Source organism: Paenarthrobacter sp. GQ52 (assembly GCF_059759005.1).
In genome coordinates, this window is the sequence record NZ_JCAXEJ010000001.1 from 581,266 (window position 1) to 607,993 (window position 26,728).

General features: G+C 63.1%; 20 protein-coding genes. 16 read left to right on the top strand and 4 right to left on the bottom strand.

From position 1 onward, the window contains the following. The first annotated feature begins 1 nt into the window (after position 1). From AC6CH8_RS02535 to AC6CH8_RS02560, 6 genes are read left to right on the top strand one after another with little or no spacing between them, the layout of a single operon-like run. Positions 2-706 carry a hypothetical protein gene (locus AC6CH8_RS02535; protein ID WP_017199350.1) on the top strand — a complete coding sequence of 235 codons (705 nt, stop codon included), beginning with the start codon at positions 2-4 and terminating at the stop codon, positions 704-706. Continuing rightward, positions 703-5,157: a type VII secretion EssC family protein gene (locus AC6CH8_RS02540; RefSeq protein WP_420180590.1), complete on the top strand. Its 4,455-nt coding sequence runs from the start codon at positions 703-705 to the stop codon at positions 5,155-5,157. The genes AC6CH8_RS02535 and AC6CH8_RS02540 overlap by 4 nt, the downstream gene beginning before the upstream one ends. A 12-nt stretch (positions 5,158-5,169) precedes the next feature. Next, the gene (locus AC6CH8_RS02545; RefSeq protein WP_498188537.1) at positions 5,170-5,808 is read left to right on the top strand and encodes a hypothetical protein; all 639 of its coding nucleotides are present in this window, start codon (positions 5,170-5,172) and stop codon (positions 5,806-5,808) included. A gap of 39 nt (positions 5,809-5,847) precedes the next feature. Beyond that, a complete protein-coding gene (ligA, locus tag AC6CH8_RS02550) occupies positions 5,848-8,154 on the top strand; it encodes an NAD-dependent DNA ligase LigA (RefSeq protein ID WP_498188538.1) in 2,307 nt (768 codons plus the stop codon). Next, positions 8,151-8,975, top strand: coding sequence for an inositol monophosphatase family protein (locus AC6CH8_RS02555; RefSeq protein WP_498188539.1), 825 nt, complete (start codon positions 8,151-8,153; stop codon positions 8,973-8,975). The genes ligA and AC6CH8_RS02555 overlap by 4 nt, the downstream gene beginning before the upstream one ends. Before the next feature lie 24 nt (positions 8,976-8,999). Then, the gene (locus AC6CH8_RS02560) at positions 9,000-10,208 is read left to right on the top strand and encodes an AAA family ATPase (RefSeq protein ID WP_498188663.1); all 1,209 of its coding nucleotides are present in this window, start codon (positions 9,000-9,002) and stop codon (positions 10,206-10,208) included. A gap of 15 nt (positions 10,209-10,223) precedes the next feature. On the opposite strand, the gene AC6CH8_RS02565 is transcribed toward AC6CH8_RS02560, so the two are convergent. Beyond that, positions 10,224-11,591 (bottom strand): LLM class flavin-dependent oxidoreductase, encoded by a 1,368-nt coding sequence (locus AC6CH8_RS02565; RefSeq protein WP_498188540.1) that lies wholly within the window; start codon positions 11,589-11,591, stop codon positions 10,224-10,226. 296 nt (positions 11,592-11,887) lie between these two features. Between AC6CH8_RS02565 and AC6CH8_RS02570 the strand changes: the two genes are divergently transcribed. Both AC6CH8_RS02570 and AC6CH8_RS02575 read left to right on the top strand, forming a co-directional pair. Further along, a complete protein-coding gene (locus AC6CH8_RS02570) occupies positions 11,888-12,400 on the top strand; it encodes a GNAT family N-acetyltransferase (protein WP_498188541.1) in 513 nt (170 codons plus the stop codon). Positions 12,401-12,458: 58 nt separating this feature from the next. Then, positions 12,459-12,851 carry a RidA family protein gene (locus AC6CH8_RS02575; protein WP_011774164.1) on the top strand — a complete coding sequence of 131 codons (393 nt, stop codon included), beginning with the start codon at positions 12,459-12,461 and terminating at the stop codon, positions 12,849-12,851. Positions 12,852-12,930: 79 nt separating this feature from the next. Here AC6CH8_RS02575 and AC6CH8_RS02580 read toward each other — a convergent pair whose 3' ends face one another. Together AC6CH8_RS02580 and AC6CH8_RS02585 are read right to left on the bottom strand one after the other, a co-directional pair. Further along, positions 12,931-13,590, bottom strand: coding sequence for a response regulator (locus tag AC6CH8_RS02580; RefSeq protein ID WP_498188542.1), 660 nt, complete (start codon positions 13,588-13,590; stop codon positions 12,931-12,933). Next, positions 13,583-15,283, bottom strand: coding sequence for a sensor histidine kinase (locus tag AC6CH8_RS02585; RefSeq protein WP_420181136.1), 1,701 nt, complete (start codon positions 15,281-15,283; stop codon positions 13,583-13,585). The genes AC6CH8_RS02580 and AC6CH8_RS02585 overlap by 8 nt, the downstream gene beginning before the upstream one ends. A gap of 198 nt (positions 15,284-15,481) precedes the next feature. Here AC6CH8_RS02585 and AC6CH8_RS02590 point away from each other — a divergent pair, with 198 nt between their 5' ends. The 5 genes from AC6CH8_RS02590 (at position 15,482) to AC6CH8_RS02610 (ending at position 21,559) form a co-directional block, all read left to right on the top strand. Continuing rightward, positions 15,482-16,978, top strand: coding sequence for a CitMHS family transporter (locus AC6CH8_RS02590; RefSeq protein WP_498188543.1), 1,497 nt, complete (start codon positions 15,482-15,484; stop codon positions 16,976-16,978). Between the two features lie 550 nt (positions 16,979-17,528). Beyond that, positions 17,529-17,825 carry an Asp-tRNA(Asn)/Glu-tRNA(Gln) amidotransferase subunit GatC gene (gatC, locus tag AC6CH8_RS02595; protein ID WP_017199363.1) on the top strand — a complete coding sequence of 99 codons (297 nt, stop codon included), beginning with the start codon at positions 17,529-17,531 and terminating at the stop codon, positions 17,823-17,825. 5 nt (positions 17,826-17,830) lie between these two features. Next, entirely contained in the window at positions 17,831-19,384 is a 1,554-nt protein-coding gene (gene gatA, locus AC6CH8_RS02600) for an Asp-tRNA(Asn)/Glu-tRNA(Gln) amidotransferase subunit GatA (protein ID WP_364306071.1), read from the top strand. After that, positions 19,384-20,892, top strand: a complete 1,509-nt coding sequence (gene gatB, locus AC6CH8_RS02605; RefSeq protein ID WP_498188544.1) for an Asp-tRNA(Asn)/Glu-tRNA(Gln) amidotransferase subunit GatB — start codon at positions 19,384-19,386, stop codon at positions 20,890-20,892. The genes gatA and gatB overlap by 1 nt, the downstream gene beginning before the upstream one ends. A 106-nt stretch (positions 20,893-20,998) precedes the next feature. Next, positions 20,999-21,559, top strand: a complete 561-nt coding sequence (locus AC6CH8_RS02610) for a DUF5666 domain-containing protein (RefSeq protein ID WP_498188545.1) — start codon at positions 20,999-21,001, stop codon at positions 21,557-21,559. On the opposite strand, the gene AC6CH8_RS02615 is transcribed toward AC6CH8_RS02610, so the two are convergent. Further along, the gene (locus tag AC6CH8_RS02615) at positions 21,556-22,572 is read right to left on the bottom strand and encodes a formylglycine-generating enzyme family protein (protein WP_498188664.1); all 1,017 of its coding nucleotides are present in this window, start codon (positions 22,570-22,572) and stop codon (positions 21,556-21,558) included. The two genes, AC6CH8_RS02610 and AC6CH8_RS02615, sit on opposite strands and share 4 nt — an antisense overlap. Positions 22,573-22,962: 390 nt before the next feature. Here AC6CH8_RS02615 and AC6CH8_RS02620 point away from each other — a divergent pair, with 390 nt between their 5' ends. The 3 genes from AC6CH8_RS02620 (at position 22,963) to AC6CH8_RS02630 (ending at position 26,690) form a co-directional block, all read left to right on the top strand. After that, complete coding sequence (locus AC6CH8_RS02620; RefSeq protein WP_420180601.1) at positions 22,963-23,997, top strand: ABC transporter permease; 1,035 nt, start codon at positions 22,963-22,965, stop codon at positions 23,995-23,997. Between the two features lie 42 nt (positions 23,998-24,039). Continuing rightward, positions 24,040-24,963, top strand: a complete 924-nt coding sequence (locus AC6CH8_RS02625; protein WP_091466299.1) for a carbohydrate ABC transporter permease — start codon at positions 24,040-24,042, stop codon at positions 24,961-24,963. A gap of 68 nt (positions 24,964-25,031) precedes the next feature. Next, positions 25,032-26,690, top strand: coding sequence for a type 2 periplasmic-binding domain-containing protein (locus tag AC6CH8_RS02630; RefSeq protein ID WP_498188546.1), 1,659 nt, complete (start codon positions 25,032-25,034; stop codon positions 26,688-26,690). The last annotated feature ends 38 nt before the right edge of the window (positions 26,691-26,728 follow it).

A 26,728-nucleotide genomic window follows, 5' to 3' on the forward strand; every position in this document is an offset into this window, starting at 1 on the left:
CATGGGGGATCTAGCAATAGATTTCTGTGGGGAATGGTACGAACCATCCGACGAGGACATCTTCGATATTGGACGCGAAGGTGACTTGGAAGTGGACGACAACCCTTATCTGCACCGACGCTTCCTGCAGATCGCGCGCTACGACGGCATGTGGTGGCTCAGCAACGTCGGCAGCATGCTGTCCGCCACCATTGCTGACGGCTCCGGCGGCATGCAGGCCTGGCTTGCGCCCGGGGCGAGGATCCCGCTGGTCTTCAGCCACACCAACGTGATTTTCACGGCCGGACCTACCACCTACGAGTTCGCTGTTCACTTGAAGACACCGTCCTTCCGGCACGAAGCACGCGATGACGACCAAGCGGGGGACACCACGATCGGACCCGTGGTCTTCACCGATTCGCAAAAGGCGCTCATCGTTGCCTTGGCCGAACCCATGTTGCGGCGCGATGGCACCGGCTTTAGCGCCATTCCGTCATCTGCCGAGGCCGCGAAGCGACTGGGCTGGGCCCTGACCCGTTTCAACCGCAAGTTGGACAACGTCTGCGACAAACTTGACCGCGTAGGCGTCGTGGGCCTGCGCGGCGGGGTTGGAAAACTTGCCACCAACCGCCGGGCGCGCCTGGTGGAACACGCCGTGACATCACATCTTGTGACTCCGGCTGACCTGCATCTCCTTGAAAAAATGAGTGGAGTCGACGAAGGATGAAGTTCCGCCTGACCTTGCGGCGTGACCCTGCGGAAGCAAAGGACCTCGCCGTAACGGTGGATGGTCGTGCCACCGTGGCTGATATTGCCACCGAACTTTGGGCTGCCGACCCCGCACGAAAGGGGACCGAACCGCCGTCGAACCTGTCCATCAGCGTGGACGAGGCTTTCGTTGGCGGCGGGCTCTCCGGGCACGTCCTGCGGCCGACGGACAACCTGTTGGAGTCGGGGCTGCGGCCGGGGTCCAAGGTCTCACTCGCGCAGGTCAGCGAGCAGTTCGCATCCAACGGGCACGCCAACGGCAATGGCAGGGGACCGGCAGCGGCGACGTTGCGCGTCATGTCAGGGCCCGACGTCGGACGCGAATTTTCACTGCCTTTCGGCACCAGCTACATCGGCCGGGACCGTGACGCCGACATTCGTTTGTCGGACCCGCTGACGTCCAAGCGCCATGCGCGGATCACGGTGGGCGAAACCGTGGAAATCGTGGACACGAACTCCGCCAACGGCCTCCTCATGGATGGGCTGCCGGTAACCCGGGCAACACTCGAATCCTCCGACACCGTCACTTTGGGTGATACTTCCGTGGGCGTCGTTGCCCTTTCCCGGAACCACGGCGGGGCTCCGTCGTCGCCGCTGGTGGATTTCAATCGCTCGCCGCGCGTGTTGCCCAGGTTCGAGTCGCCCAAGCGCGTGCCGCCTGCGGGGCCGAAGCGCCCGGAACACCAGCCCTTCCCGTACATCATGCTGATCGCGCCGCTCCTGATGGGCGGCGTGCTCTTCGCTTTCACGCAGAACCTGCTCTCCGTGATTTTCATGGCGATGATGCCGCTGTTCATTGTGGGGCACTATGTGGACCACAAAATGCAGAGCAAGCGGCAGGCCAAGGAAGGCCACAAACAGTTCAAAGCCGCCATGCTGGCGTTCCGTGAGGACATCGACAAGCAGCAGAACATTGAGCGCGCTGTCAGGCTCCAGGAAGCGCCGTCCGTGAGCGACACCGTGGACGCGATCTACAAACTCGGGCCCCTTCTCTGGACGCACCGCCCGGAGCATCAGCACTTCCTGGGGGTGCGCTTCGGATTGGGCTCCGCACCATCGCGCATCCAGTTCGACGAACCGGGCGCCAATGAAACTGAACCGCAGTACATGCGGGAAATCCAGGAATGCCTGCAGCAGGTCCGGGTCATTGAAGGCGTTCCGATCGTGTCGCAGCTGCGCACCTCGGGATCCTTTGGCGTGGCGGGGGACCGCAGCGTGGTGGACGACGTGGCCCGCGGCATGGTCCTCCAGTTGGTGGGACTCCATTCACCGGCCGAAGTTGTCCTCACGGCACTGACCTCGGCCCGTTCCCGTGAGCGCTGGGACTGGCTGCAGTGGCTCCCGCATGTCGGTTCAGGCCACAGCCCCATATCCGGCGATCATCTCGCTGCCGGCCCCGGTGCCGGTGCTGCCCTGTTGTCGCGGCTCGAAAACCTCGTGGAAGAACGCGAATCCATGGCCAAGGAGCCGGGCCCGCATCCGCGGCCTGGACTGAAGAACGAGCATGAAGAAGTTCCCGGTCCCGTGGTTCCGGCCGTCCTGGTGATCGTTGAAGACGACGCCCCCGTGGACCGCGGCCGTCTCACGCGGTTGGTGGAACGCGGCCCCGACTACGGCGTGCACGTCATGTGGGTGGCGGCCAACGTACAGTCCCTTCCCGCGGCATGCCGTGACTTCCTCTCGGTGGACGGCGATCACGGCACCACCACCGGCCAGGTCCGGTTGGGCCGCCACACGTACCCGGTGAGCTGTGAAAGCCTCGATGCGGACCTCGCCACGCAGCTGGCACGCATGATGTCGCCGCTGGTGGATGTGGGAAACCCGCTCGACGACGACTCCGACCTCCCGCGCGCTGTCTCCTACGCCACGCTGATCGGCAAGGATCTGATGGACAATCCACAGGCCGTGGCCGAGCGCTGGCAGGAGAACAACTCTGTCCATGCCACGGCCGTGCCCAACCGGAAGGACAACGGCAGCCTCCGCGCGCTGGTTGGTTCCAAAGGTGTGGAGCCGTTCTACCTCGACCTCAAGAACGAAGGTCCGCACGCACTGGTCGGCGGAACCACGGGTGCCGGTAAATCCGAGTTCCTCCAGTCCTGGGTGATGGGCATGGCGGCCGCCTACAGCCCGGACCGTGTCAGCTTCCTGTTTGTGGACTACAAGGGCGGCGCCGCATTCGCCGACTGCCTGCACTTGCCGCACACCGTTGGCCTGGTGACCGACTTGTCCCCGCACCTGGTTCGTCGTGCGCTGACATCCCTGCGGGCAGAACTCCACTACCGTGAACGGCTCCTGAACCGTAAGAAAGCCAAGGACCTCTTGGCGCTGCAACGCGAAGCCGATCCCGAGGCACCCCCGTACCTCATCATCATCGTGGACGAATTCGCGGCGCTGGCTACCGAAGTTCCCGAGTTCGTTGACGGTGTGGTGGACGTCGCCGCCCGTGGCCGGTCCTTGGGCCTGCACCTGATCCTGGCCACGCAGCGGCCCGCCGGTGTCATCAAAGACAACCTGCGTGCCAACACCAACCTCCGCGTTGCCTTGCGCATGGCCGATGAAGTGGACGCAACGGACATCCTTGGCGTCCCGACGGCCGCTTACTTTGATCCGTCCATTCCCGGCCGTGGTGCCGCGAAGACAGGTCCCGGCCGCATCCAGGGTTTCCAGACCGGCTACGCCGGCGGCTGGACCACTGAAAAGCCGCAGCGGCCCCGCATCGACATTGTAGAGATGGCGTTCGGGTCCGGCCCCACATGGGAACCGCCCTTGGTGTCGCAGGTTGAAGAAGAACCCGCCGGACCCAACGACATTGCCAGGATGACCGGAAACATCATCCGGGCAGCTGACGTCCTGTCCATCGAACCTCCCCGGAAGCCATGGCTCAACGAACTCGCTACAACTTACGATTTCTCCAAGCTTCCCAACCCGCGGACCGATGAGCGGCTCCTGCTCGGCGTGGCGGATGACCCCGCCCACCAGGACCAGCCCACAGTGTTCTACGAGCCGGACAAAGACGGCAACATGGCCGTCTACGGCACGGGCGGATCCGGTAAGTCGGCGGCACTGCGCGGGATCGCCATCGCCGCGGCTGTCACACCGCGTGGTGGGCCGGTGCACGTCTATGGCATCGACTGTGGTTCCTCGGGACTCAAGATGCTTGACGGTCTTCCGCACGTTGGCGAAATCATTAACGGCGACGACGTGGAGCGCGTTGGGCGCCTGCTGCGCTGGCTCAAGGAAGTGGCGGACGACCGGGCAGCACGGTTCGCTGAGGTCCGGGCCTCCACCATCGTCGAATACCGGCAGCTGGCCAACCGCCCGGAGGAGAAGCGCATCTTCATCCTGGTGGACGGTATGTCTTCCTTCCGTGAATCCTACGAGTACAGCAACTTGTCTGCGCTGTGGGACATCTTCCTTACTCTGGCCACCGACGGACGTCCCTTGGGCATCCACCTGGTAGTCAGCGGTGACCGCACCAACTCTGTTCCGGCGTCGCTCCTTGCCTCCATCCAGAAGCGGCTGGTCCTGCGCCTCAGCTCCGAAGACGACTACATGACCCTGGACGTCCCCAAGGATGTCCTCAACGCTGCATCGCCTCCGGGGCGTGGCCTGCTGGACGGGCTGGAAGTTCAGCTCGCCGTGTTGGGAGGGAACTCGAACCTCGCGCTCCAGGCCCGGGAAGTGGCCAAGCTCAGCCAGGCGATGCTCCGCCAGGGACTCGAGCAAGCACCGCAGATCCAGCGGCTTCCGGAACTGGTGGACCTGGACATCCTGCCCACGGGCGCCCCGGACAACCCAGTGATTGGTGTCGACGACGAAACGCTGGGTTCGGCGGCCATCGCCGCCAAGGGATCACTTCTGCTGGCTGGCCCCCCAGGCGCCGGACGCACAGTCGCCCTGGTCACCTTGGCCTACGCCTTGCGGCGTTCCAACCCGCGCACTGATTTGATCTACATCGGTTCCCGGCGTTCCGCCGTGGCATCACTGAACATCTGGAGCAGGTCATTGGTGGGGCCGGACGAGGTCTCGGACGTAGTGGATGACCTGATCGACAAAGCCTCGGACAACCCTGGCACCATGGCCATCTTCATCGAGGGCCTCACCGAGTTCACGGACACCCTGGCCGAATCCGGCGTGGGACGTTTGGTCACGGCCGCAATCAAGGCTGATCAGTGGGTGGTGGGCGAGTCTGAGACCTCCACATGGTCCCAGGCATGGTCCCTTGCCCAGCCGTTCAAATCCGGACGCCGCGGGCTTCTGCTCAACCCCGGAGATGTGGAAGGCGACAGCCTCCTCAACACCTCCTTGGGCCGCATCAGCAAGGACTTCATCCCGGGCCGCGGGTACATCGTGGGCCGTGGAAAGGTACGCAAGCTGCAAATCGCCATGCCGCCTGAAAACCGTAGCTAGGAGGCTGCCTACATGCGACGCCCCGTAATTCCAGCCGTCGTGCTGGCTGTTGGAATGCTGTTTGCGCCCGCTGTTCCTGCACACGCTGCGCCGTGCGATGGGAAGATCCTCTGCCTGCCCTCGGAGGCACCCACGGAACCGGAACCCACGCAGCCCGGGCTCGCTCCGGAAACGGACAAGATCCCGTCATCCAAACCGGAGCCGACCCGGGTCAGGGAGCCTGAGGTTGCTCCTGCGCCTGCCCCGCCGGTTCAAGTACCGCCGGTTCAAGCACCGCCGGTTCAAGCCCCGCAGCCTGTTCAGGTTCCGCCACAACCGGCGGTGACCCAGTTCGTCACTGTGGCACCCCAGGCGACCGGTGGGGCGTCGAGCTCGTCCGAACCCACCGCAACCCTTGATACGACGTCGGCGTCAGCAACGCCGTCGCCCTCTCCGTCCACGGGCTTCGCAAGCGCAAGCCCGGGCAAGTCGTCCAACTGGAACACGCCGGTGGATAAGGGCAAGGAGACGGAAGCGGGCACGGTGGCTTCGAGCTCATTTTCAGGGCCCAACATGCTCGGACTGTTCGGCCTCCTGGGGGCCGTCCTGGTGGTTGGCCTGGGAGGGCTGGCGTTCGCGTTATGGAGCAAGAACCGGCTGTCGTCCCACTAGCAACTCTTTAATGTCCGTGGGTTACGGCAAGATAGACCTGTGAGCACACCAGAGAATCCGGATCCGGTCGACACCACAACCCAAGACGCCGCTGCGGCAATCGTCGCGGAGGAAGGGACTCCGCCGTCGGAGTCCCTGCGGGATGAGTACGAGCAATTAGCGGACTTGGTCCGTAAGTACCGGTATGCCTACTACCAGGAAGACGCGCCAACGGTTTCCGATGCGGAGTTCGACGAACTCTACCGCCGGTTGGAGGAACTGGAAGCACTGCACCCGGAGCTCGTCTCCAATGACTCGCCCACCCAGGAGGTTGGTGGCGAGGTCTCGTCCGCTTTCGCGGCGGTGGAGCATCTGCAGAGGATGTACAGCCTTGACGACGTCTTCTCCTTGGACGAGCTTGAAGCCTGGGTCCGCAAGGCTGCAGCGTCGGTGGCGAAGCTCGGCGATTCCGTCCCGCCCATCGCCTGGCTGACTGAACTGAAGATCGATGGCCTTGCCGTCAATCTGCTGTACCGGGACGGGAAACTGGTCCGTGCCGCCACCCGGGGGGACGGCACCACAGGTGAGGACATCACTCACAACGTCCTCACCATCAAAGAGATCCCACGGCAGCTCAGCGGTTCAGGCTATCCGTCGGAAGTAGAAATCCGTGGCGAGGTGTTCATCCCCTCCAAGGCCTTCCTCGAGTTCAACGAGACGCTCGTCGCCGCCGGCAAAGCACCGCTTGCCAACCCCCGCAACGCCGCCGCTGGATCGCTTCGCCAAAAGGATCCAGCTGAAACTGCCAAGCGTCCGCTCAGCATGTTCGTCCACGGCATCGGCGCCCGTGAAGGGCTCGAAGCGAAGAGCCAGTCAGAAACGTACAAGCTCCTTGAAGAATGGGGGCTCCCGGTCAGCCCATACCTCAAGGTGTTGGACACGTTCGACGACGTCCTGAAGTTCATCGCCGACTATGGTGAGCGCCGGCATAAGCTCCTGCATGAGATCGACGGCATCGTGGTCAAGATCGATGACTTCGCCACCCAACGTGCACTTGGTTACACCTCCCGGGTTCCCAGGTGGGCTGCTGCCTACAAGTACCCGCCCGAAGAAGTCCACACCAAGCTCCTGGACATCGCCGTGAACGTTGGCCGAACAGGGCGTGTGACTCCCTTCGGCCTGATGGAGCCGGTGAAGGTGGCCGGTTCCACGGTGGGAATGGCTACCCTGCACAACCAGGACGTGGTCAAGGCCAAGGGTGTCATGATCGGCGACATCGTCGTTCTCCGTAAGGCAGGAGACGTCATTCCGGAGATCGTCGGCCCGGTGCTGGCCCTGCGTGACAAGCAGGATCCGCCGGTTCGCGAATTCGTGATGCCCACGGAATGCCCGTCATGTGGCACGCCGTTGGCGCCGTCGAAGGAAGGCGATGTGGACATTCGTTGCCCCAACGCCAAGTCCTGCCCCTCGCAGCTGCGGGAGCGCGTATTCCACCTCGCGGGCCGCGGCGCGTTCGATATCGAAGCGCTCGGGTGGGAGGCAGCTATTGCCCTCACACAGCCGACTGAGCCTGAGACGCCGCCCCTCACCAGTGAGGCCGGCCTGTTCAGCCTGACGCGTGAAGACCTGGAGGACGTCAAGATCCGCAGGGAAAAGCGGTCCAAGGGCGTGGGAACGGGCGAATACGAGCTCGTCCCGTACTTCTACACCAAGGGAACGGCTAAGTCTCCCTCCAAGCCCACTGCAACGACGGAAAAACTGTTCGTGGAGCTGGAAAAGGCGAAGTCGCAGCCGCTGTGGCGAGTACTGGTAGCGCTCTCCATCCGGCACGTCGGGCCAACGGCTTCCCGTGCTCTTGCCACCGCATTCGGAAGCATGGATGCCATTCGCAATGCCACGGAAGAGCAAATGGCTCACGTTGACGGCGTCGGACCCACCATTGCCGTGGCGCTCAAGGAATGGTTCGCCGTGGACTGGCATAACGAGATCGTGGACAGCTGGGCGTCCGCCGGGGTGCGCATGGAGGATGAACGGGACACCTCGGTGCCCCGGACCCTTGAGGGGCTCACGGTGGTAGTTACCGGTACGCTGCCTAACTTCAGCCGCGACGAAGCCAAGGAAGCCATCATCATCCGCGGCGGCAAAGCCTCCGGCTCCGTCTCCAAGAACACCAGTTACCTGGTGGCCGGTGAAAGTGCCGGCACCAAGCTGGACAAGGCCGAGCAACTCGGCGTACCGGTGCTGGACGAGGACGGCTTCCGCGAGCTCCTGGCCAACGGGCCGGCACAGAACGGGACGGAAGCTGAAGCCGCAACGGATGAAGCAACCGTAGTGGATGAAACAGCAGCGGAAGCGGCCTCCGAATGACGGACGCCGGAGAACTGCTTGCTGTAGCAAAACGTGCGGCGGCTGCGGGCGCTGCTGTCCTTGCACAGCGGTCCGCCACCGGCACGGGCGGCGACGGTCTGGAAACCAGCAACAAGGGCGAGGCCGGTGACTGGGTCACCGCTTTTGACGTCGCAGCTGAGAACGCGGTCCGTGAAGCGATCATTACCGAACGGCCCCACGACACCATCACGGGGGAGGAACACGGTACTACCCGGCCGGAACAGCCCTCGGGATACCGCTGGTCCATCGATCCCCTGGACGGGACCACCAACTTCATCCGCAACATCGTCTACTACGCCACCTCCGTTGCCGTAGCAGATTCCGACGGCGTCTGGCAGGCCGGCGTGGTTCACGCGCCGGCGCTGGCGCGCATCTATTCCGCGGCCCGCGGACATGGCGCGTGGATGGAAGCCGGGGGAGAGGCGACGCGCCTGGCGGGTCCGGTTCCCGGGCGCACCGGCCTCATCCTGGCCACCGGCTTCAGCTACGATCCCGCTACCCGGGCCAGCCAATCTGAAGGCCTCACCGGGCTCATGGACGGATTCGCCGACGTCCGACGCCTGGGATCGGCTGCACTGGACCTCTGCTTGGTGGCGGACGGAACCTTCGATGCCTACGGTGAGCGGGGCCTCAACGAGCACGACTTCGCTGCAGGTGCGCTGATTGCGGAAGAAGCCGGTTGCTGGGTGCGCCGGCCTCGCCTGGAGAGCCCACTGGATGGCGGACCGAGCACAAAAGACCGGTTGTCGGCCTGGATGTGTGCAGGGACCTTGGAACTCTCCGGCAAATTCCCGTTGTGAATGTCAGACAGTGACCATCAACCATTGATCAAAGCACTCGCCATCGCCAACTACCGTTCCATTCGGGATCTCGCCATCGAGTTGCATGGCCTGGACATCGTGACCGGAGCCAACGGCAGTGGGAAGTCCTCCCTCTATCGGGCACTTCGGCTGCTCGCCGAATGCGCCGGCGGTGACTCCGGAAACGTGGTGGGCTCCTTGGCCCGGGACGGCGGGTTGGCTTCCACACTGTGGGCTGGGCCCGAGTCCATCAGCGAGGCTATGCGCCGTGGTGAAGTACCCGTCCAAGGGACGGTCCGTCGGGAGTCGGTAAACCTGAAGTTGGGCTACTCCAGTGACGACTTCGGTTATCTGGTGGACCTAGGCATGCCGGCATCCAGCGGCGCCGGGTTTGACCCGGAAACTGGCCGTTCCCGGCCTTCGGCCTTCAGCCTGGACCCGGAGATCAAACGGGAACAGATCTTTTCCGGTCCCGTGGCACGGCCCGGTTCGCTGCTGGTGGACCGCAAGGGCAGCCTCGCCAAGCTGCGCGGACCGGAAGGCGAGTGGACCGAACTGTCCCGGCGCTTGGACACCTTCCAGAGCATGCTGACAGAGGTCTCGGACCAGGACCGGGCGCCGGAAGTCCTGAGGGTCCGTGACTCGGTTCGTTCATGGCGCTTCTACGATCATTTCCGCACTGATGCCGAGGCTCCTGCACGTCAGGCGCAGCTCGGGACACGCACCCCTGTGCTGCATCACAGCGGCAAGGATCTCGCCGCCGCACTCCAAACGCTGCGCGAGGTGGGCTTCGAGCGGCAGTTGGATGCCGCCGTCGACCACGCCTTTCCCGGAAGCCGGCTGGAGATCGCCGTCAGCGACGGCCGGTTCAGTGTGGAGTTGCGGCAGCCGGGCATGCTCCGGCCCATGAAAGCCGCTGAACTTTCGGACGGAACGCTGCGCTTCCTCCTGCTCACAGCAGCATTGCTGACGCCGCGGCCCCCGGAGCTCATGGTCCTCAACGAACCCGAGACAAGCCTTCACGTTGACCTGATGCCGGCACTGGCCGGACTGATTGTCCAGGCCAGTGCCAACAGCCAGATGATCGTGGTAACCCACTCCGAGGCCTTGCTCAAGGCACTTCGCGAAAGCGGAGTTGCCCACGAGCATGAGCTCTACAAGGATCTGGGCGAGACCAGGATCAAGGGCTTGGGACCGCTGAAAGGTCCGTTGTGGAGCTGGCCCAAGCGTTGAGAAGTTACGTCCGGTTCAGAACGCGGAGCCGATGGACGTGAGCTCCTGCGCGGCGCTCCCGGCGTAGCGGTTCTCCGGACGTGAGAGCCCGTAGTGTCCCCGGAGAGTGGACTCCGTGTATTCGGTCCGGAAGAGCCCACGCCCCTGCAGGATGGGCACCACGTGGTCCACGAAGACTTCAAGGCCTGAAGGAAGCACGGGCGGCATGATGTTGAAACCGTCAGCTGCGCCGGCGTGGAACCAGTCTTGGATAGCATCGGCCACCTGTTCCGGCGTGCCGGAGAAGGTCCTGTGACCGCGTCCGCCGCCCAAGCGCCCAATCAACTGCCGGACAGTGAGCTGTTCGCGCCTGGCCAGCTCCACAATCAGGGTGTAGCGGCTCTTGGCTCCCTCGATCTCGTCCTCTGAGGGCAGGTCAGCAGGTAGCTGGCGGTCCAACGGAAGGTCCTCGGGAGACAATCGGAGAGTCTTGGCCAGCTGCTCCCGTGCATACTCGGGCTTGATGAGTTGGTCCAGTTCACGCTCGAGTTTGAGGGCTTCAGCTTCGGTGGAGCCGATCACCGGAACAATTCCCGGCAGGATCTTGATGCCCTCCGGATTGCGTCCGGCAGCCGCCGTGCGTGCTTTCAAGTCGGTGTAGAAGGCTTGGGCGTCGGCCAGCGTTTGATGCGCTGTGAAGACGGCTTCCGCGTACTTAGCCGCCAGGTTTTTGCCGTTTTCCGAGGACCCCGCCTGCACGATCAACGGGTGGCCTTGCGGGGAACGGGGGACGTTCAGCGGCCCGCGGACGCGGAAGTGTTTCCCTTCGTGGTCGATGGTGCGGATCTTGGTGTCGTCACCCCAGACGCCGCCGGCTTTGTCTGCCGAGATGGCGTCGTCTTCCCAGCTGTCCCAGAGTTTTTGGGCCACTTCAATGAACTCGGCGGCCCGTTCATACCGGACCGCGTGTGCCGGTTGGTCGTCCACGCCGAAGTTTCGGGCGGCATCGGGCCCAGCCGTGGTGACAACATTCCAGCCGGCGCGGCCTCCGCTGACCCAATCAACGGACGCGAAGCGGCGGGCAAGGTTGAAAGGATCGTTGTAAGTGGTGGACGCCGTAGCTATCAGGCCAATCTTTTGGGTCGCTGCGGCGAGGGCTGTCAGCAGCACTGTGGGCTCCAACTTCCCGGCCGGACGCCGGCCCACCTCCCCGAAGAGAACGGGGGAGTCCGCGAAGAAGATGGAGTCCAGCTTTCCTCGTTCAGCTGTGCGCGCCAGATGCTGGTAGTGCTCCACTTTGGTAGGGGCAAGCGGGTCGCTTTCAGGGAGACGCCACGATGCTTCGTGATGCCCGGTGCTCATCAGGAACGCGTTGAGGTGCAGTTGGCGGTCTGGCAGGGTCATGGTTTCTCCTCGGAGTCAGGACGTTGGGGCCGATGTGTGGCAACTCAAACACGGTGCCCAAGACGTTTGCCAGCGGCCCGACATTTGCCCGCAACAGCAGGAAACCGGGGTTCACGGCACGCAACGCGGCTCAATTGGACGCCATGCGAGGCAACACAAAATGGAAACGAACGGCACCGCAGGCGAACAGCGCACCTCAACCATCCGGCGTCGTGCGTTTGTTCGTGACTGATAGTTCCATCACGGAAAGGCGCATTTAGCGTTGTTGGTGCGTGAAGGGCGACTACCATTGGTAGGTGCTTTCGCCGATTACCGTCCGTCCCGCCCTGCCCGAAGACTACGACGCCGTTGCCCGCATTACGCAGGACTCCTACGTCACCGCGGGGTACTACGGCGACGCCGATCACCCGTACCTGAAGAAGCTCCAGGACGTGGCCGGACGCGCGGAGCACGCAGATATCCTGGTGGCAGAGCGCAACGGTGAGGTCATCGGCTCCGTGACGGCAGCACCGGCAGGCGGCGGCTTCTCCGACATCGGCCTGGAAGACGAACTTGAACTGCGTACCCTCGTGGTGGATCCGGCAGTCCAGCGCTCCGGTGCGGGCCGCGCGTTGGTGCAGGCCGTCGTCGACCAAGCCAAAGCCATGAATGGCATCAAGGCTGTGTCCCTTACTACAGGCGCCACATGGGAAAGCGCCAACGCTCTCTATGCGCGGACGGGTTTTGAGCGGGCCCCGCACCGCGACTGGTTCGTTCCCGGCACCGACATAAAGCTGTTCGTTTACCGGCTGGACCTCCCGCGGTCATAAAGTTTCCTTCGTAAACGCCGGTCAACGGACCGTGCGAAAGCGACAGGAAAGGCGCGGCATGCGCAAGACATTCGGCACGGGTTCAGTCTGGGAGCAGACTCTGGGGTACTCCCGCGCAGTCCAGGTGGACAACACACTCTTCATTTCTGCCACGGCTGCCTCAGGGCTCGTTGATGGCAAACAGGCGATTGTTGGCGATGACTTCTACTCGCAGACCAAGTACATCCTGGAGAAGCTCGGCGCTGTGCTCGAAGACGCCGGGTTCTCTTACGAGGACGTGGTCCAGTCCAAGCTGTACCTGACGGACATCAGCAAATGGGAGGACGCCGGCCGCGCTCACGGTGAGGTCTTCGGCGAGATCCGTCCCACGCTGGCCTTGGTGCACGTCCTGCCATTCCTGGATCCCCAGATGCTGGTGGAGATCGAGCTCGTGGCGCAGAAGTCCGCGTAACCCACCTACCGCACCCAACTGAGTCGCATTTGTGCGCGTTTTGAGCCCTCAAAACGCGCACAAATGCGACCTAGTTGGGTTAGCCCGGGACGCCGTAGCGGTGTTCGGGGCGGCCTGTGCTTCCGTAGCGCAGTTGGATTTCGACGGCGCCATCGTCCGCTAGCGAGGACAGGTACCTTTGCGCTGTGGCCCGGGAAACGCCTACCCGCTCAGCAACCTCGGCGGCCGAATATTGCTCTCCGGGAAGCAACGATTCCAGAACCGCCGCCTCCGTCGCGGACCGCGGCTTGGCTGACGGTGTTACATCGCCCGGAATCAGGGACCGCTTGGCTCGCTCAATGGTGGTCTGGTCAACGGCTGTCTGGTGCCCCAGGATCCGGCGATACCGGGCGTAGGACCGGAGCTGTTGGGAAAGGGACTCGGCCGTGAACGGCTTCAGCATGTATCCCAAGGCGCCGCGCCGCAGTGCAACCTTGATGGATTGCGCGTCCGAGGCAGCAGTAAGCATGATCGCGTCAACGTCCAGCTGACCCAGCAGGTCCAAGCCTGAGCCGTCCGGCAAATACACGTCCAGCAGCACCAGATCGGGACGCAGGCTGTGGATCGCCTGCAGCGCTTGGGAAACCGACCCGGCCGGCGCCAAGGCCATGAAGCCGGCCACGGAATCCACATAGGCTGCATGGAGTCTTGCCACGTGGAAGTCGTCATCCACGATCAATACCCGCAAATCCTCAGCCATTGCTGTCCTCCCTCAACGTTAAGTCCGCCCCTGCGCCCGCGTGCTCCGCGGAATCCATGACGCCAGGGATGGTGGCCATGAACACTGCCCCCGGTCCGCCGTGGCTGCCGGGCTCCAGAACGCGGACATCACCTCCGCGCCGCCGCGCAAGCTGCCGCACCAGCGCCAGCCCCAAACCTTGTCCAGCCCCCGAGCGTACCGGTCGTTCCGACGTCGTAAATCCCTCAGCGAAAACCTCATCCGGCTCCAGGTTCCCCAAGCCGTCGCCCGAATCGCCCACCACGATGTGCAGGGTTCCACCGGTTTGGGTGACATCATCCAGCAGTTCAACTTCCACCCAACGTTCCGTTGAAGAACCGCCGACGGCGGCACTCACCGCGTTGTCGATCAGGTTGCCGAGCACGGTGGTCACGTCCTGGGGATCGGCCACGTGTCCACGGACCAGCGTTTCGGGTCCGATGCGGAGGGATACCCCGCGCTCGGATGCTTCCACCCCCTTGGCGCCAATGAACGCCTGAAGGTACGTGTCCTGGAGCAGTTCGGCCTGCTCCACCGGGAACTTCAATGGCCCTGTGGCCGAGATGCGGGCGAGGTACTCTTTGGCGGCATCGTGCTGGCCGATGCTCATGAAACCGGCGATGGTATGCAATTGGTTGGCGAATTCGTGGCGCTGGGCGCGGAGGGCCGTGGACATGGTCCCCACGGCGTCGAGTTGGCGGGTGAGTTGCTGCAATTCAGTACGGTCCCGCAACATGACAACCCAGCCCAGGTCCTCCTGCCGATGCCACGCTTTGCGCGCGCTGGCGACCAGGACGCGTCCGCCGGCAACAATTTCCACGGCTTCGGCGTCACGGGCTGCGGGCTGGGTGAGCTGCTTGAGTTGCTCGGGAACGGCGGCGGACGCCCAGTCCTGGCCGGTGGCGTCGGGCATGTCCAAGAGTCGTGCAGCGGCGGCGTTAAACACCGAGATGCGTCCGTCTGCGGCGATGCCGATCACGCCATCATCCACACCTTGGAGCACGGCAACCTGGTCGTGGACCAGGGTGCTGATTTCTTCCGGTTCCAATCCGAGCGTGAGCCGCTGCAGCCTGCGCCGGAGCAGGAAGGACGCCAGGACGCCGGCAAGAAGTGCACCGCCGGCGGTGAGTGCAATGGGCACGATGTCGCGGGCCAGGCTGTTGCTGAACGACTCCACGGAATAGCCAACGCTGACTTCGCCCACGATCGAGTCGGAACTCTCCGGCGCGAACACCGGGACCTTCGCCCCCGCCGATGGTCCCAACGTTCCCGTGTTGCGTGTGGTGATTTCCTGCCCGCCCAGTGCAACTGATGGATCCGTGCTGACGCGTTCGCCCAACCGTGCCGTGTCCGGGTGGGCCAGCCTCAGCCCCGTTTCATCGGTGATCACCACGAACAGGGCCCCGGTCCGGATCCGAACCGCTTCGGCCGCAGCCTGCAGCGTGCCGCCGGCGAGGACATCCGGGGGAGGCGTCCCTTCATCTTTGCTGATGGCTTGGACGCCGGACCTTATATCCGGATCCGCGGCGACCGTCCTTGCAAGGGTGAGTGCTTGGTTTTCGGCTTCGGTACCGATCCGTTCGTACACCAGCCAGGCATGGACCGTGCCGCTGAGCAGGACCACCAGCAGGACAACCCCCAACTGCAGGAGAAGGGTTTGGGTGGAGAAACGCATGCTGACCCGGCTGTTGCGCGGCACCTTTGCTCCTTTCCTCCTGATCCATTGAATCACTGAGCACAATGCGCAAAACGTTCGCAACGAGCAGTATTCCCAACAATTCCCGGAAACCCCTGTCCGTGACGGCCGCCACCATATCGTCTGTAGTGCGCATCACACCGACGTGGCGCCATTCACAGTAGTAAGGAGCCGGCCGTGCTGGTTTTGCTTGGATTCGCAATGATTGCGGTATTCATGGTCCTGATCATGACCAAAAAATTGACGCCAGTACTGGCGCTGATCATCGTCCCCACAGTCTTCGGCCTTTTCGCCGGAGCGGGCCTCGGCATCGGCGACATGGTGATGGACTCCATGAAGTCCATGACGTCCACGGCCGCGCTCCTCATGTTCGCCATCATCTACTTCGGCCTGATGATCGACGTCGGACTGTTCGACCCCCTGGTGAAGTTCATCCTGCGCAAGCTGGGCAACGACCCCGCAAAGGTTGTCCTCGGCACCGCCATCCTGGCGGCGGCTGTCTCCCTGGATGGCGACGGATCCACAACCTTCATCCTCACCACGGCTGCCATGCTCCCGGTCTACCTGCGTCTCAAGATGAGCCCAGTGGTCCTCACCTGTGTGGCGGGCCTCGCCAACGGCACCATGAACATCCTGCCCTGGGGCGGCCCCACGGCGCGTGCAGCCACCGCGCTTAAGCTTGATGTGAACGACGTCTTCGTCCCCATGGTCCCTTCACTGATCGTCGGCCTCATTGTGGTCATGGTCTTCGCGTGGCTGCTCGGCCTCCAGGAACGCAACCGCCTCCGCACCACTGCCCCCGAGATCTGGGGCGACATCGCCGATCCTTCGGAAGCGTTCGACGGCGGCACAGGCCGCGGCGGTTCGGTTGCCGCGGGTTCGGGTTCAGGATTTGGCGCTGGTCGTTTCGGCTTTGCCCGCACCGGCGCAACCGCAGGCAAGCCTGGCAGCGGCGGAGGTTCCGGCGTCGCGGTTCTTGAAGATCCGGCCACCCTGGTGGACGATCACGACACCGCCATGGCAGACACTGCCCTTGACCCCAACCGCTCAACGCTGCGTCCCAAGCTGTTCTGGTTCAACCTGGGCCTGACCGTTGCCGTCATGGTGGTCCTGGTGGCCAACATCGTTCCGCTGCCGTTCGTCTTCATGGTCGGCTCCGCGATCGCCCTGCTGGTCAACTTCCCCAAGGTCAAGGACCAAGGCGCACAGCTGATCGCCCACGCACCGTCCATCGTCGCCGTCGTCAGCATGGTCATGGCTGCCGCGGTCCTCACCGGTGTCCTCAACGGCACGGGCATGGTCAAGGCAATGTCCGAGTGGCTGGTCCAGATCATTCCCGCCGAGATGGGCCCGTTCATGGCGGTCATCACCGGCCTCCTCAGCATTCCGATGACGTTCTTCATGAGCAACGACGCCTTCTACTTCGGAGTCCTGCCGGTCCTTTCCGAAACCGCCGCGCACTACGGCGTAGATGCAGTGGACATGGCCCGCGCCTCCATCACCGGGCAGCCCTTCCACCTGCAAAGCCCCCTTGTTCCGGCGATCCTCCTGCTGGTCTCCCTCGCCAAGGTAGACCTGGGCGACCACCACAAAAAGGTCCTCTGGCGCACGGCCGTCATCTCGGTGGTCATGTTGGCAGTCGGCGTCCTGACCGGAGCAATCGGCATCGGCTAGGCTGCCGTTCCCAAAGCACCCGTCTGCACCTGAGGTGCAAAACCGGGCCAGACATCCTCCGCGCCGCGCCGCGAAACGAACCAGACATCCTCCGCTTGCTGCTCCTTCGTCGCTTTGACGCAAGCTTCCGGATGCCTGGTTCGTTTCGCGTTCAGGGCCAACCGGATGCCGGGTTCAGTTTTGCGTAGGAGGCCCACCGGCCGCTGCGGAGTCAGACCCAGTCCGCCCCCGCAAACCCACCCAGCGCCCAACCCAAAACAACAAACGGGACAGCAACGCGAAAATGGTCCGCTTTGCTGTCTCGCTTTGGTGTGGGGGGGTGACTCGGCGCTGGGTGGGTTCGGCGTTAGGAGAGCGAGGCACATTGGCGGTGGGCGGGACCTCCCGTAGGCTGCGTCTAAGCGAGGAACGAGCGAGCAGCCGAGGGAGCGTCGCGCGGACCGCCGAAAGGCGCCACGGCACCTGCTGCTCACCCATTCGGCGTCGGTATCGTCCCGCACAGCCAAGTAGACTGGTTCGGAAAACCATTTGAACTTTGCAGGGGAGATCCATGGCTGCGATCAACCGTGACGACGTCGCGCATCTTGCGCGTCTGGCTCACATTGAAATGAGTGCCGAAGAACTGGACAGGATGGCTGTTGAGCTTGCTGTCATTGTGGATTCGGTGAAGAGCGTGAGCGAAGCTGCGGGAGAGGACGTCCCGGCGACGTCGCACCCGATTCCGTTGACCAACGTGTTCCGCGAGGACGTTGTGGGCCACACGTTCACGGCTGAGCAGGCGTTGTCCGGCGCTCCGGATGCTTACGAGAACCGTTTCAAGGTCCCGGCAATCCTGGATGAGGACTAATCACTATGACTGAGCTGAAGAACGAACTCATCCACCACTCCGCTGCCGATCTCGCTGCGAAGCTGGCCGCCCGCGAGGTGACCGCCGTCGAGGTGACGCAGGCGCATCTTGACCGCATTGCCGACGTCGATGGTCAGGTTAACGCCTTCCTGCACGTCAATACTGAAGAGGCTTTGGCTGTTGCGGCCGAGGTTGACGCTGCCCGCGCCGCCGGTGGTTCCGCTGCCGGGGAGCTGCATGCCCTCGCTGGTGTGCCGATCGCAGTGAAGGACCTCATTGTCACGATCGGCCAGCCCACCACGGCTGGTTCGAAGATCCTTGAGGGCTGGCACAGCCCGTACGACGCTACCGTGGTGAAGAAGCTGCGCGCAGCTAAGATGCCCATCCTGGGTAAGACCAACCTGGACGAATTCGCCATGGGTTCCTCCACGGAGCACTCGGCGTACGGCCCCACCCGCAACCCGTGGGATCTGGACCGGATTCCCGGCGGTTCGGGCGGCGGTTCTGCTGCCGCCGTCGCCGCTTTCGAAGCGCCGCTGGCGCTCGGTACCGATACCGGTGGCTCGATCCGCCAGCCGGGTGCCGTCACCGGAACCGTTGGCGTGAAGCCGACGTACGGTGCTGTTTCCCGTTACGGTGCCATTGCCATGGCGTCGTCGTTGGACCAGATCGGCCCGGTTTCCCGTACGGTCTTGGACTCGGCGCTGCTGCAGGAAGTCATTGGCGGCCACGACCCCTTTGACTCCACGTCGCTGACCGATCCGTTCAACGATCTTGTTGCTGCCGCGCGCGTGGGCAACGTTGCCGGCATGAAGATTGGCATCGTGAAGGAACTTCACGGCGAGGGCTACCAGGCCGGCGTCGAGAACCGTTTCAACGAGTCCCTTCAACTGCTGAAGGATGCCGGCGCTGAAATCGTCGAGGTTTCCTGCCCCAACCTGAAGTACGCCCTGGGCGCTTACTACCTGATCATGCCGTCTGAGGTGTCCAGCAACCTGGCCAAGTTCGACGGCGTCCGCTTCGGCATGCGCGTGCTGCCCAAGGATGGTCCCATGACCATCGAGCGCGTCATGGGTGCTACCCGTGCTGCCGGCTTCGGCGACGAAGTGAAGCGACGCATCATCCTGGGAACCTACGCGTTGAGCGCCGGCTACTACGACGCTTACTACGGCTCAGCACAGAAGGTCCGGACGCTGATCCAGCGCGACTTCGACGCCGCCTTCGCGAAGGCCGATGTCCTGATCTCCCCGACGGCGCCCACAACGGCGTTCAAGCTGGGAGAGAAGCTGGACGATCCGCTGGCGATGTACCTGAACGACGTCGCCACCATCCCGGCCAACCTTGCTGGTATCCCGGGCCTGTCCCTGCCTGGCGGCCTGGCTGACGAAGACGGCCTGCCCGTCGGCATCCAGCTGCTGGCTCCTGCCCGCCAGGATGCCCGTCTGTACCGCGTGGGTGCTGTCCTCGAATCCATCCTTGAAGAGAAGTGGGGCGGCCCGATGCTTGCGCAGGCGCCTGTTCTTGGTTCTGCCACAACCACCGCCGGAGGTTCCAACTAATGTCCGTCGATGCAACCCTGAGCTTCGAAGAGGCCATGGAGAAGTACGATCCTGTCCTGGGGTTCGAGGTCCACGTGGAGCTCAACACCAAGACCAAGATGTTCTCCTCCGCACCGAACGTCTTTGGCGACGAGCCGAACACCAACGTCAATGAGGTGGACCTGGGCATGCCCGGCGTACTGCCCGTGGTGAACAAGACGGCCGTGGAGTCCTCCATCAAGATCGGCCTTGCCCTTAACTGCAAGATCGCCGAGTCCTGCCGCTTCGCCCGGAAGAACTACTTCTACCCGGACACTCCCAAGAACTTCCAGACCTCGCAGTACGACGAACCGATTGCCTACGACGGTTACCTCGACATCGAGCTTGAGGACGGCACGGTCTTCCGCGTGGAGATCGAGCGCGCCCACATGGAAGAGGACGCCGGCAAGCTGACCCACATGGGTGGTGCTGCGGGCCGTATCCAGGGTGCCGACTACTCACTGGTGGACTACAACCGTTCCGGTGTACCGCTGGTTGAAATCGTCACCAAGCCGATCGAGGGCGCCGGTAGCCGTGCGCCTGAGCTGGCCAAGGCGTACGTCGCCGCAGTCCGTGAGATCGTGAAGAACCTTGGTGTTTCCGATGCCAAGATGGAACGCGGCAACGTCCGTTGCGACGCCAACGTTTCCCTGCGCCCGCACGGCCGGGAACGGTTCGGCATCCGTTCGGAGACCAAGAACGTGAACTCGCTGCGCGCCGTCGAGCACGCCGTCCGTTACGAGATCCAGCGCCACGCTGCCGTCCTCGATTCCGGCGAGCCGGTTATCCAGGAGACACGGCACTGGCACGAGGACACACGTTCGACGACGTCGGGCCGGCCCAAGTCCGACGCCGACGATTACCGCTATTTCCCGGAGCCGGACCTGGTTCCCGTCGTCGCCTCCCGTGAGTGGGTGGAGGAACTCCGCGCCACCCTTCCCGAGCCGCCGGCCGAGCGCCGCAAGCGCCTCAAGGAAGCTTGGGGCTACTCGGATCTGGAGTTCCGCGACGTTGTGAACGCCGGCGTCATGGACTCCATCGAGGAAACCATCGCAGCAGGTGCCTCCGCGGATGTTGCCCGCAAGTGGTGGATGGGTGAGATCGTAGGCCGCGCCAAGGTTGCCGACGTCGATCCTTCCGAGCTTGGTGTCACACCGCAGGTCATCGTCGAGCTGAACAAGCTGGTTGAAGACGGCAAGATCAACAACAAGATGGCCACCCAGGTCCTGGACGGCGTGCTCGCCGGCGAAGGCACCCCGGCGGAGATCGTCGAGAAGCGCGGCCTCGCGGTTGTGTCCGACGACGGTCCGCTCCTGGAAGCCATCGACGCAGCACTGGCAGCACAGCCTGACGTGGCGGAGAAGATCCGTGGTGGCAAGGTCCAGGCCATCGGGGCGATCGTTGGCGGCGTCATGAAGGCCACCCGTGGCCAGGCCGACGCCGGACGTGTCCGCGAGCTCATCTTGGCGAAGCTTGGCGTCGAGGGCTAAGTCCCGCAGTTTGATGCCCAGGTAGCTCGCAGTTGTGGTTGTTTGAAAGCTCAGAACAGCCACAACTGCGAGCTGCTTTTGTGTGGAGAGGGCGCACAATGGATGCATGGCCACTCTCAAACCGGGCCTTCGCAAGGGCCTTCTTGCCGGCGGGATCGCTGTCGCCCTGACCGGCGGCGGGGCAGCCGCTGTGTGGGCGGGCACCCAACCCAGCCCTTCGCCGTCGAGCTCTTCTACTTCTCCCGGCTCTTCCGCATCAGGGAAGGCCAAGGCCACAGAAGGCCGTGGGCAGGCTATCCACGGCGAACACGTGGTGAAGCAGCAGGACGGGAGCTACCGCATCGTCGTGACGCAAGCCGGAACCATCGAATCGGTTAGCGACACCGAAATGACCGTGAAGAGCGAAGACAGCTTCACTCAACGCTATTTGATCACCGCGGATACACGGATCACCCAGGTTCCCACCGACCTCTCCGAGCTCAGGAACGGCAGGGGCAGGCCGTCGCTGCCTGCTGCCACCGTTGCCGACCTCAAGGCCGGCAACAAAGTAAGAGTCAGCGGCGCCAAGGACGGCGACGCCGTGACAGCGACAAAGATCGTGTCAGGAGAACTGCCGGCGGGCGTCAAGGGTCACGGACCAAAGCGCGGCCACGGCCCCAAGTTTTAGAGCGCCACAGTCCTGAAGCCCAGGTTGCCACTGGCAGAGTCCGGCGTGTTTGAGCTCCGCGCTGCGAGGCGGTAGCGGTTGCAGTACGAGTCGTGGCAGAGGTAGGAGCCACCGCGCATGACCCTTCCGCGGCCGACGCTGGGCCCCTGCGGGTTCTCCACTGTTCCTTGTGCCAGGCACGTCTTGTAGTACTTGGGAAGGAACCAGTCGCTGCACCACTCCCAGACATTTCCGCTGGTTTGGTACAGCCCGTAGCCGTTGGGGCGGAATGACCTGGCGGGCGCGGTGGTGAGGTAACCGTCGTCGATCGTGTTGAGGGATGGGAATTCCCCTTGCCAAATGTTGCAGTTATGAGCGGCTTGGTCGGGCGCTTCGTTGTGCAGGTCATTGCCCCAGGGATAGCGCTGCCCGGACAGCCCGCCGCGGGCCGCGTATTCCCACTCGGCTTCCGTGGGCAGGCGACGGCCGGCCCAAAGGCAGTACGCCAAGGCATCGTTGTGCGAAACATGCGTGACGGGATGGTCGGGGATGTCTGTCCAGCTGGAGAGTGGTCCGGCCGGGTGCGCCCAGTCGGCACCACGGACGTTGAACCACCACGGGACGTTGTTGACCCTGTTGAGGATGTCGCGTGGGTCTGCTTTCACGGCAAGGTGGAACACCGCTGACGTTCCGTAGGTTTCCGACTCGGTGCGGTGGCCAGTGGCGTCGACGAACTCGGCGAACTCTTCATTGGTTACGGTGGTGGCGCTGATCCGGAATTTTGAGACGGACACTTCGTGCACAGGCGACTCGCCGTCGTCGCCGTAGCCCTCGTTGAAGGGATCGCCCATGGCGAAGGTTCCCGCGGGAATCTCGACGTCATTGACTTCGCCTACGTGTGAGGCGCCGACGGCGGCGGAAGGCTCGACGGCGGTGCTCGCCGTCGGATGGTCGCCGGCGGTTCGAAGGGGGAGTCCCGGCCCCGGCTCGGAGTGCGCCCGGGCGCCAGCACCGGGGCTACAGCAATCTGCCATCTCAACCTTCTGTCTGAATTCCACCTGCTAGTACTTTAGCGGGGTCCGGTTGCCTGCCACACGCTGCACCCATCCAGCGAGCGCACCCGTTGCGGCTAGGCGCATCCTCGTACGCTTTGTGGCGCATCCCTTTCCGCCGGGCGCACCACTCATACGCCTGTGGCGCACCCTTTCCGCCGGGCGCACCCGTTTTTACGGGGGCGATCGGCGGCAACGGGTGCGGGCATCGGGCAGCCCCACACGCCGCAGAGTGATGAAAAGTGATTTCTGTGCTCAGTTTCGATCATCATCTTGCAAAAAGCGATGCGAGTCACTTATGGTTTGTTAAACGGTTAACGAGCGTGGTCTAAATCACATTGGTGGTTTCGGCACAGCACTTGAGGAGACAGCATGAACTCGACGACGGAAAAGGCTCCGGCATTGCCCGAAGCTCGCCGAGTCCCGGGTCCGCCAGGCGGAAACGCCTCCGGACCCGGTCCCAAGAAGCGGAAGAGGAGCAAGGTCCCGCAGCAGAGTTTCCGATCGCGCCTGCGACGTGACAAGCAGATGCTGCTCATGATGCTCCCGGGGGTGGCTTTCCTGTTGCTCTTCTTCTACATACCGATCCTCGGCAACGTCATAGCGTTCCAGGACTACCAGCCCTATCTGGGCATCGGTGACAGCCTGTGGGTCGGCTGGCAGAACTTCGTAGACCTTTTCGGCAATCCGGACTTCGTTCACGCTTTCTGGAACACCCTGTACCTCGCCGCCTGGCAGCTGGTCTTCCTGTTCCCCGTGCCGCTGGTATTGGCGCTGATTGTGGATTCACTGATCAGCACCAGGGTTCGGCGGATCTTCCAAAGCATCGCCTACCTGCCGCATTTCCTGTCCTGGGTGTTGGTGATCGCGTTCTTCCAGCAAATGCTGGGCGGTGCAGGCTTCGTCAACAACCTGCTCCGGGACTGGGGCATGGAGCCAATTCCCTTCATGACCAACCCGGAGACGTTCCCGGTGATGGTGGTGGTCCAGATGATCTGGAAAGACGCCGGCTGGGCCATGATCATCTTCCTCGCTGCGTTGGCCAGCATTGATGCTTCGCTCTACGAAGCTGCAGCGGCTGACGGCGCGGGACGATGGCGCAGGATGTGGCACATCACCCTGCCCGGCCTCAGGCCCGTGATCGTCCTCCTCCTCATCCTTCGCATCGGCGACATTCTTTCCGTCGGATTTGAACAGTTCATCCTGCAGCGGGACGCCGTGGGAGCCGGAGCCGCGGAAGTGCTGGACACCTTCACCTACTACACCGGCGTGGTAGGAGGCGGCTGGAGCTCGGGCGCGGCAGCCGGCCTGGCCAAGGGCGTAGTCAGCGCGCTGCTGATCTACGGCGCCAACAAACTTGCCCACCGCTTCGGCGAAGACGGAATCTTCGCAAAACAAGTGCGCTGAAAGCCACGCTGACCCGCGCGCCTGTCGCACAAGGAGAACCCCATGGCAACAACACTTTTCACCAAGAAACCCCGGGAGCTTAGCTACAACCCCAAGCGCCCCGTGTGGAAGGAAAAACCTTCCGCCCTGTATCAAACGGTCAAAGCGGTAGTCCTGATTGTCTTCAGCTTGTCCATCCTGACGCCCATTCTGCTGGTGGTCTCAACCTCCCTAGCCGACACCGAACAGCTCGTGGAGGCCGGCGGGTTCGTGCTCTGGCCGGAACGTCCAACCTTGGAGGCCTACGCCACCATCTTCAAGGGACCCATGGTGCTGCAATCACTCGGGGTCAGCATGCTGGTCACAGCGGTTGGCACCATCCTGGCGCTGTTCGTCACCATCACCATGGCTTACGCCACCAGCCGCACTGTTCTGTTCGGCCGGCCGGTGATCCTCGCAGTCCTGTTCACTCTCCTGTTTGCGCCGGGCCTGATTCCGTCGTTCCTGATGATCCGCCAACTCGGTCTGCTGGATTCGTTGTGGTCGCTGATCCTCCCGGGAATCTTCGGGGCCTTCAACTTTGTGGTGATGCGTTCGTTCTTCATGAACATCCCGGGTGAACTGATCGAAAGTGCCAGGATCGACGGCGCCAACGACTGGCAAATCCTGTGGCGAATTGTGATGCCGCTGTCCAAAGCCGTGATCGCCGTCGTCGGACTGTTTTACGCGGTCGGGTTCTGGAACTCGTTCTTCAACGCCCTGCTCTACATCAACGATCACAGCAAGTGGCCCATCCAGTTGCTGCTCCGCAACTTCGTGGTCCAGGGCAGCGGTGCAGCGGACCAGTTGGGAATCACCACCACTCCGCCGCCGCAGTCCATCCAGATGGCCGTTGTGGTGGTGGCACTCGTCCCGATCCTGATGGTCTACCCGTTCCTCCAAAAGCACTTTGCCAAGGGCGTCATCACAGGCGCCGTCAAGGGCTGATACAGCTCCTCAATGACCGAAACTCACAATCCTCAGAAATGAAGCAATTAACCAGAAAGGGTTATGCCATGACGAGCACTACCTCTCAGGCTGGATTCAGCCGCCGCGGTTTCCTTGGCCTTGCCGGCCTGGCCGTGACCGCTGCAGGTTTGTCCGCCTGCGGTGGTGGCGGAGCCGCGAGCAACGGAGGCGCTGCTGCCTCCGCGTCGGTCAAGCTGCCAACGTACAAGGAATTCACGGGTGTCACCCCGGACATCGCCGGTAACGCCAAGGGTCTCCAAGCCGGCTACTTCAAACTGCCCACTGCTGTGCAGTCCGTCAAAACGCCGCCGCTTAAGGGCAAGGTCACCGGCCTGACCGAAACCTTCGACACCATGAGCCCGGGCCTGAAGGACAACCCCTTCTGGCAGCGCCTCAATTCCAAGCTCGGCTGCGACCTGGAGCTGCAAATCGCCGAAGACATCGGAGACGGTTACCCGGCAAAGTTCGCCACTGTCCTGGCCAGCAACGATCTTCCGGACATGATGTGGGTTCCACCGAACCAGGGCATCCCCAACGTCGGACCCATGCTGGAGGCCAAATTCCAGGACCTGACGCCGTACCTATCCGGTGACGCTGTTCTTGAGTACCCCAACCTGGCCGCACTTAAGCCCGATTCCTGGAAGACCGCCGTCGTGAACGGCAAGATCTGGGGAGCTCCCATCCCCAGCACCCCGTTCGGTCAGGTGTACCTTGGCAACCACGAGATGTGGGCCCAGGTGGGTGGCTTCGAAGCTGCCAGTGCCGAAGAATTTTTGGAAAAAGCCAAGGAACTGACCCGTCCCGGCGACCAGAAGTACGCGCTGGAACCCGCGTACATCAATGCCCTCCACATGGTCACTGAATGGTTTGGTGCCCCAAACAGCTGGGCCGTCAATAAGGACCGCACCCTCACCCACCTGTACGAAACCGATGAGTACATGGCCGGCGTGGAGTTCACCGCCAAGATGTTCGCAGCGGGAGTCTTCTACCCTGACTCCAAAGCGACGGACATCCGGTCGCGCGTCGCCAACGGCAGCGTGGCAGCTCAAGTGGTGGTGGGTCCGCACGATATCCGCAGCTACCGTGCCCTGAACAAAGACGCCCAGTTCGACATCCTGATTCCGTTCAGTGCAGACGGCAAGGTCAAGCCCGTCTACGACATGGGCTACGGAACCGTGGGCTTCACCCCGTTCAAGAAGGCTGAAGAGGGCAAGATCCGCGAGCTGCTGGCGCTGATCAACTACCTGTCGGCGCCGTTCGGCACGGTGGAGTACATGCAGAAGAACTTCGGCGAGCTGGGCCAGGACTACACCATCGACGCCGCGGGCAACCCGGCGCGCACCGAAACAGGCACCACCAATGCGCCCGGCCTGGTTTCGGCGTTGAACATCATGTCCAGCCCGGAGAACGTCATCTTCAATCCGGGTTTCGACGACGACACACGCTACGTCAGTCAGCAGGAAGAAAAACTGCTCGAGTTCGCATGGCGCAACCCCACCAACGGTTCCTACTCAGACACCAACGCCAAGGTGGGCGCCAAGATCACCAAGCAGCTGCGCGACAAGGTAGTGGACATCATTACCGGCCGCGCCAAGATCGACGAACTCAAGGACGCAGTCAAGCGCTGGAAGAGTGAAGGCGGCGACAAGATGCGCGATGAATACCAGGCCGCGTTGGACCCCAACGCGCCGGTATTCAGGAGCTAGCCTCAAACCAACAACGAACCAAACACGCAAATACGAAG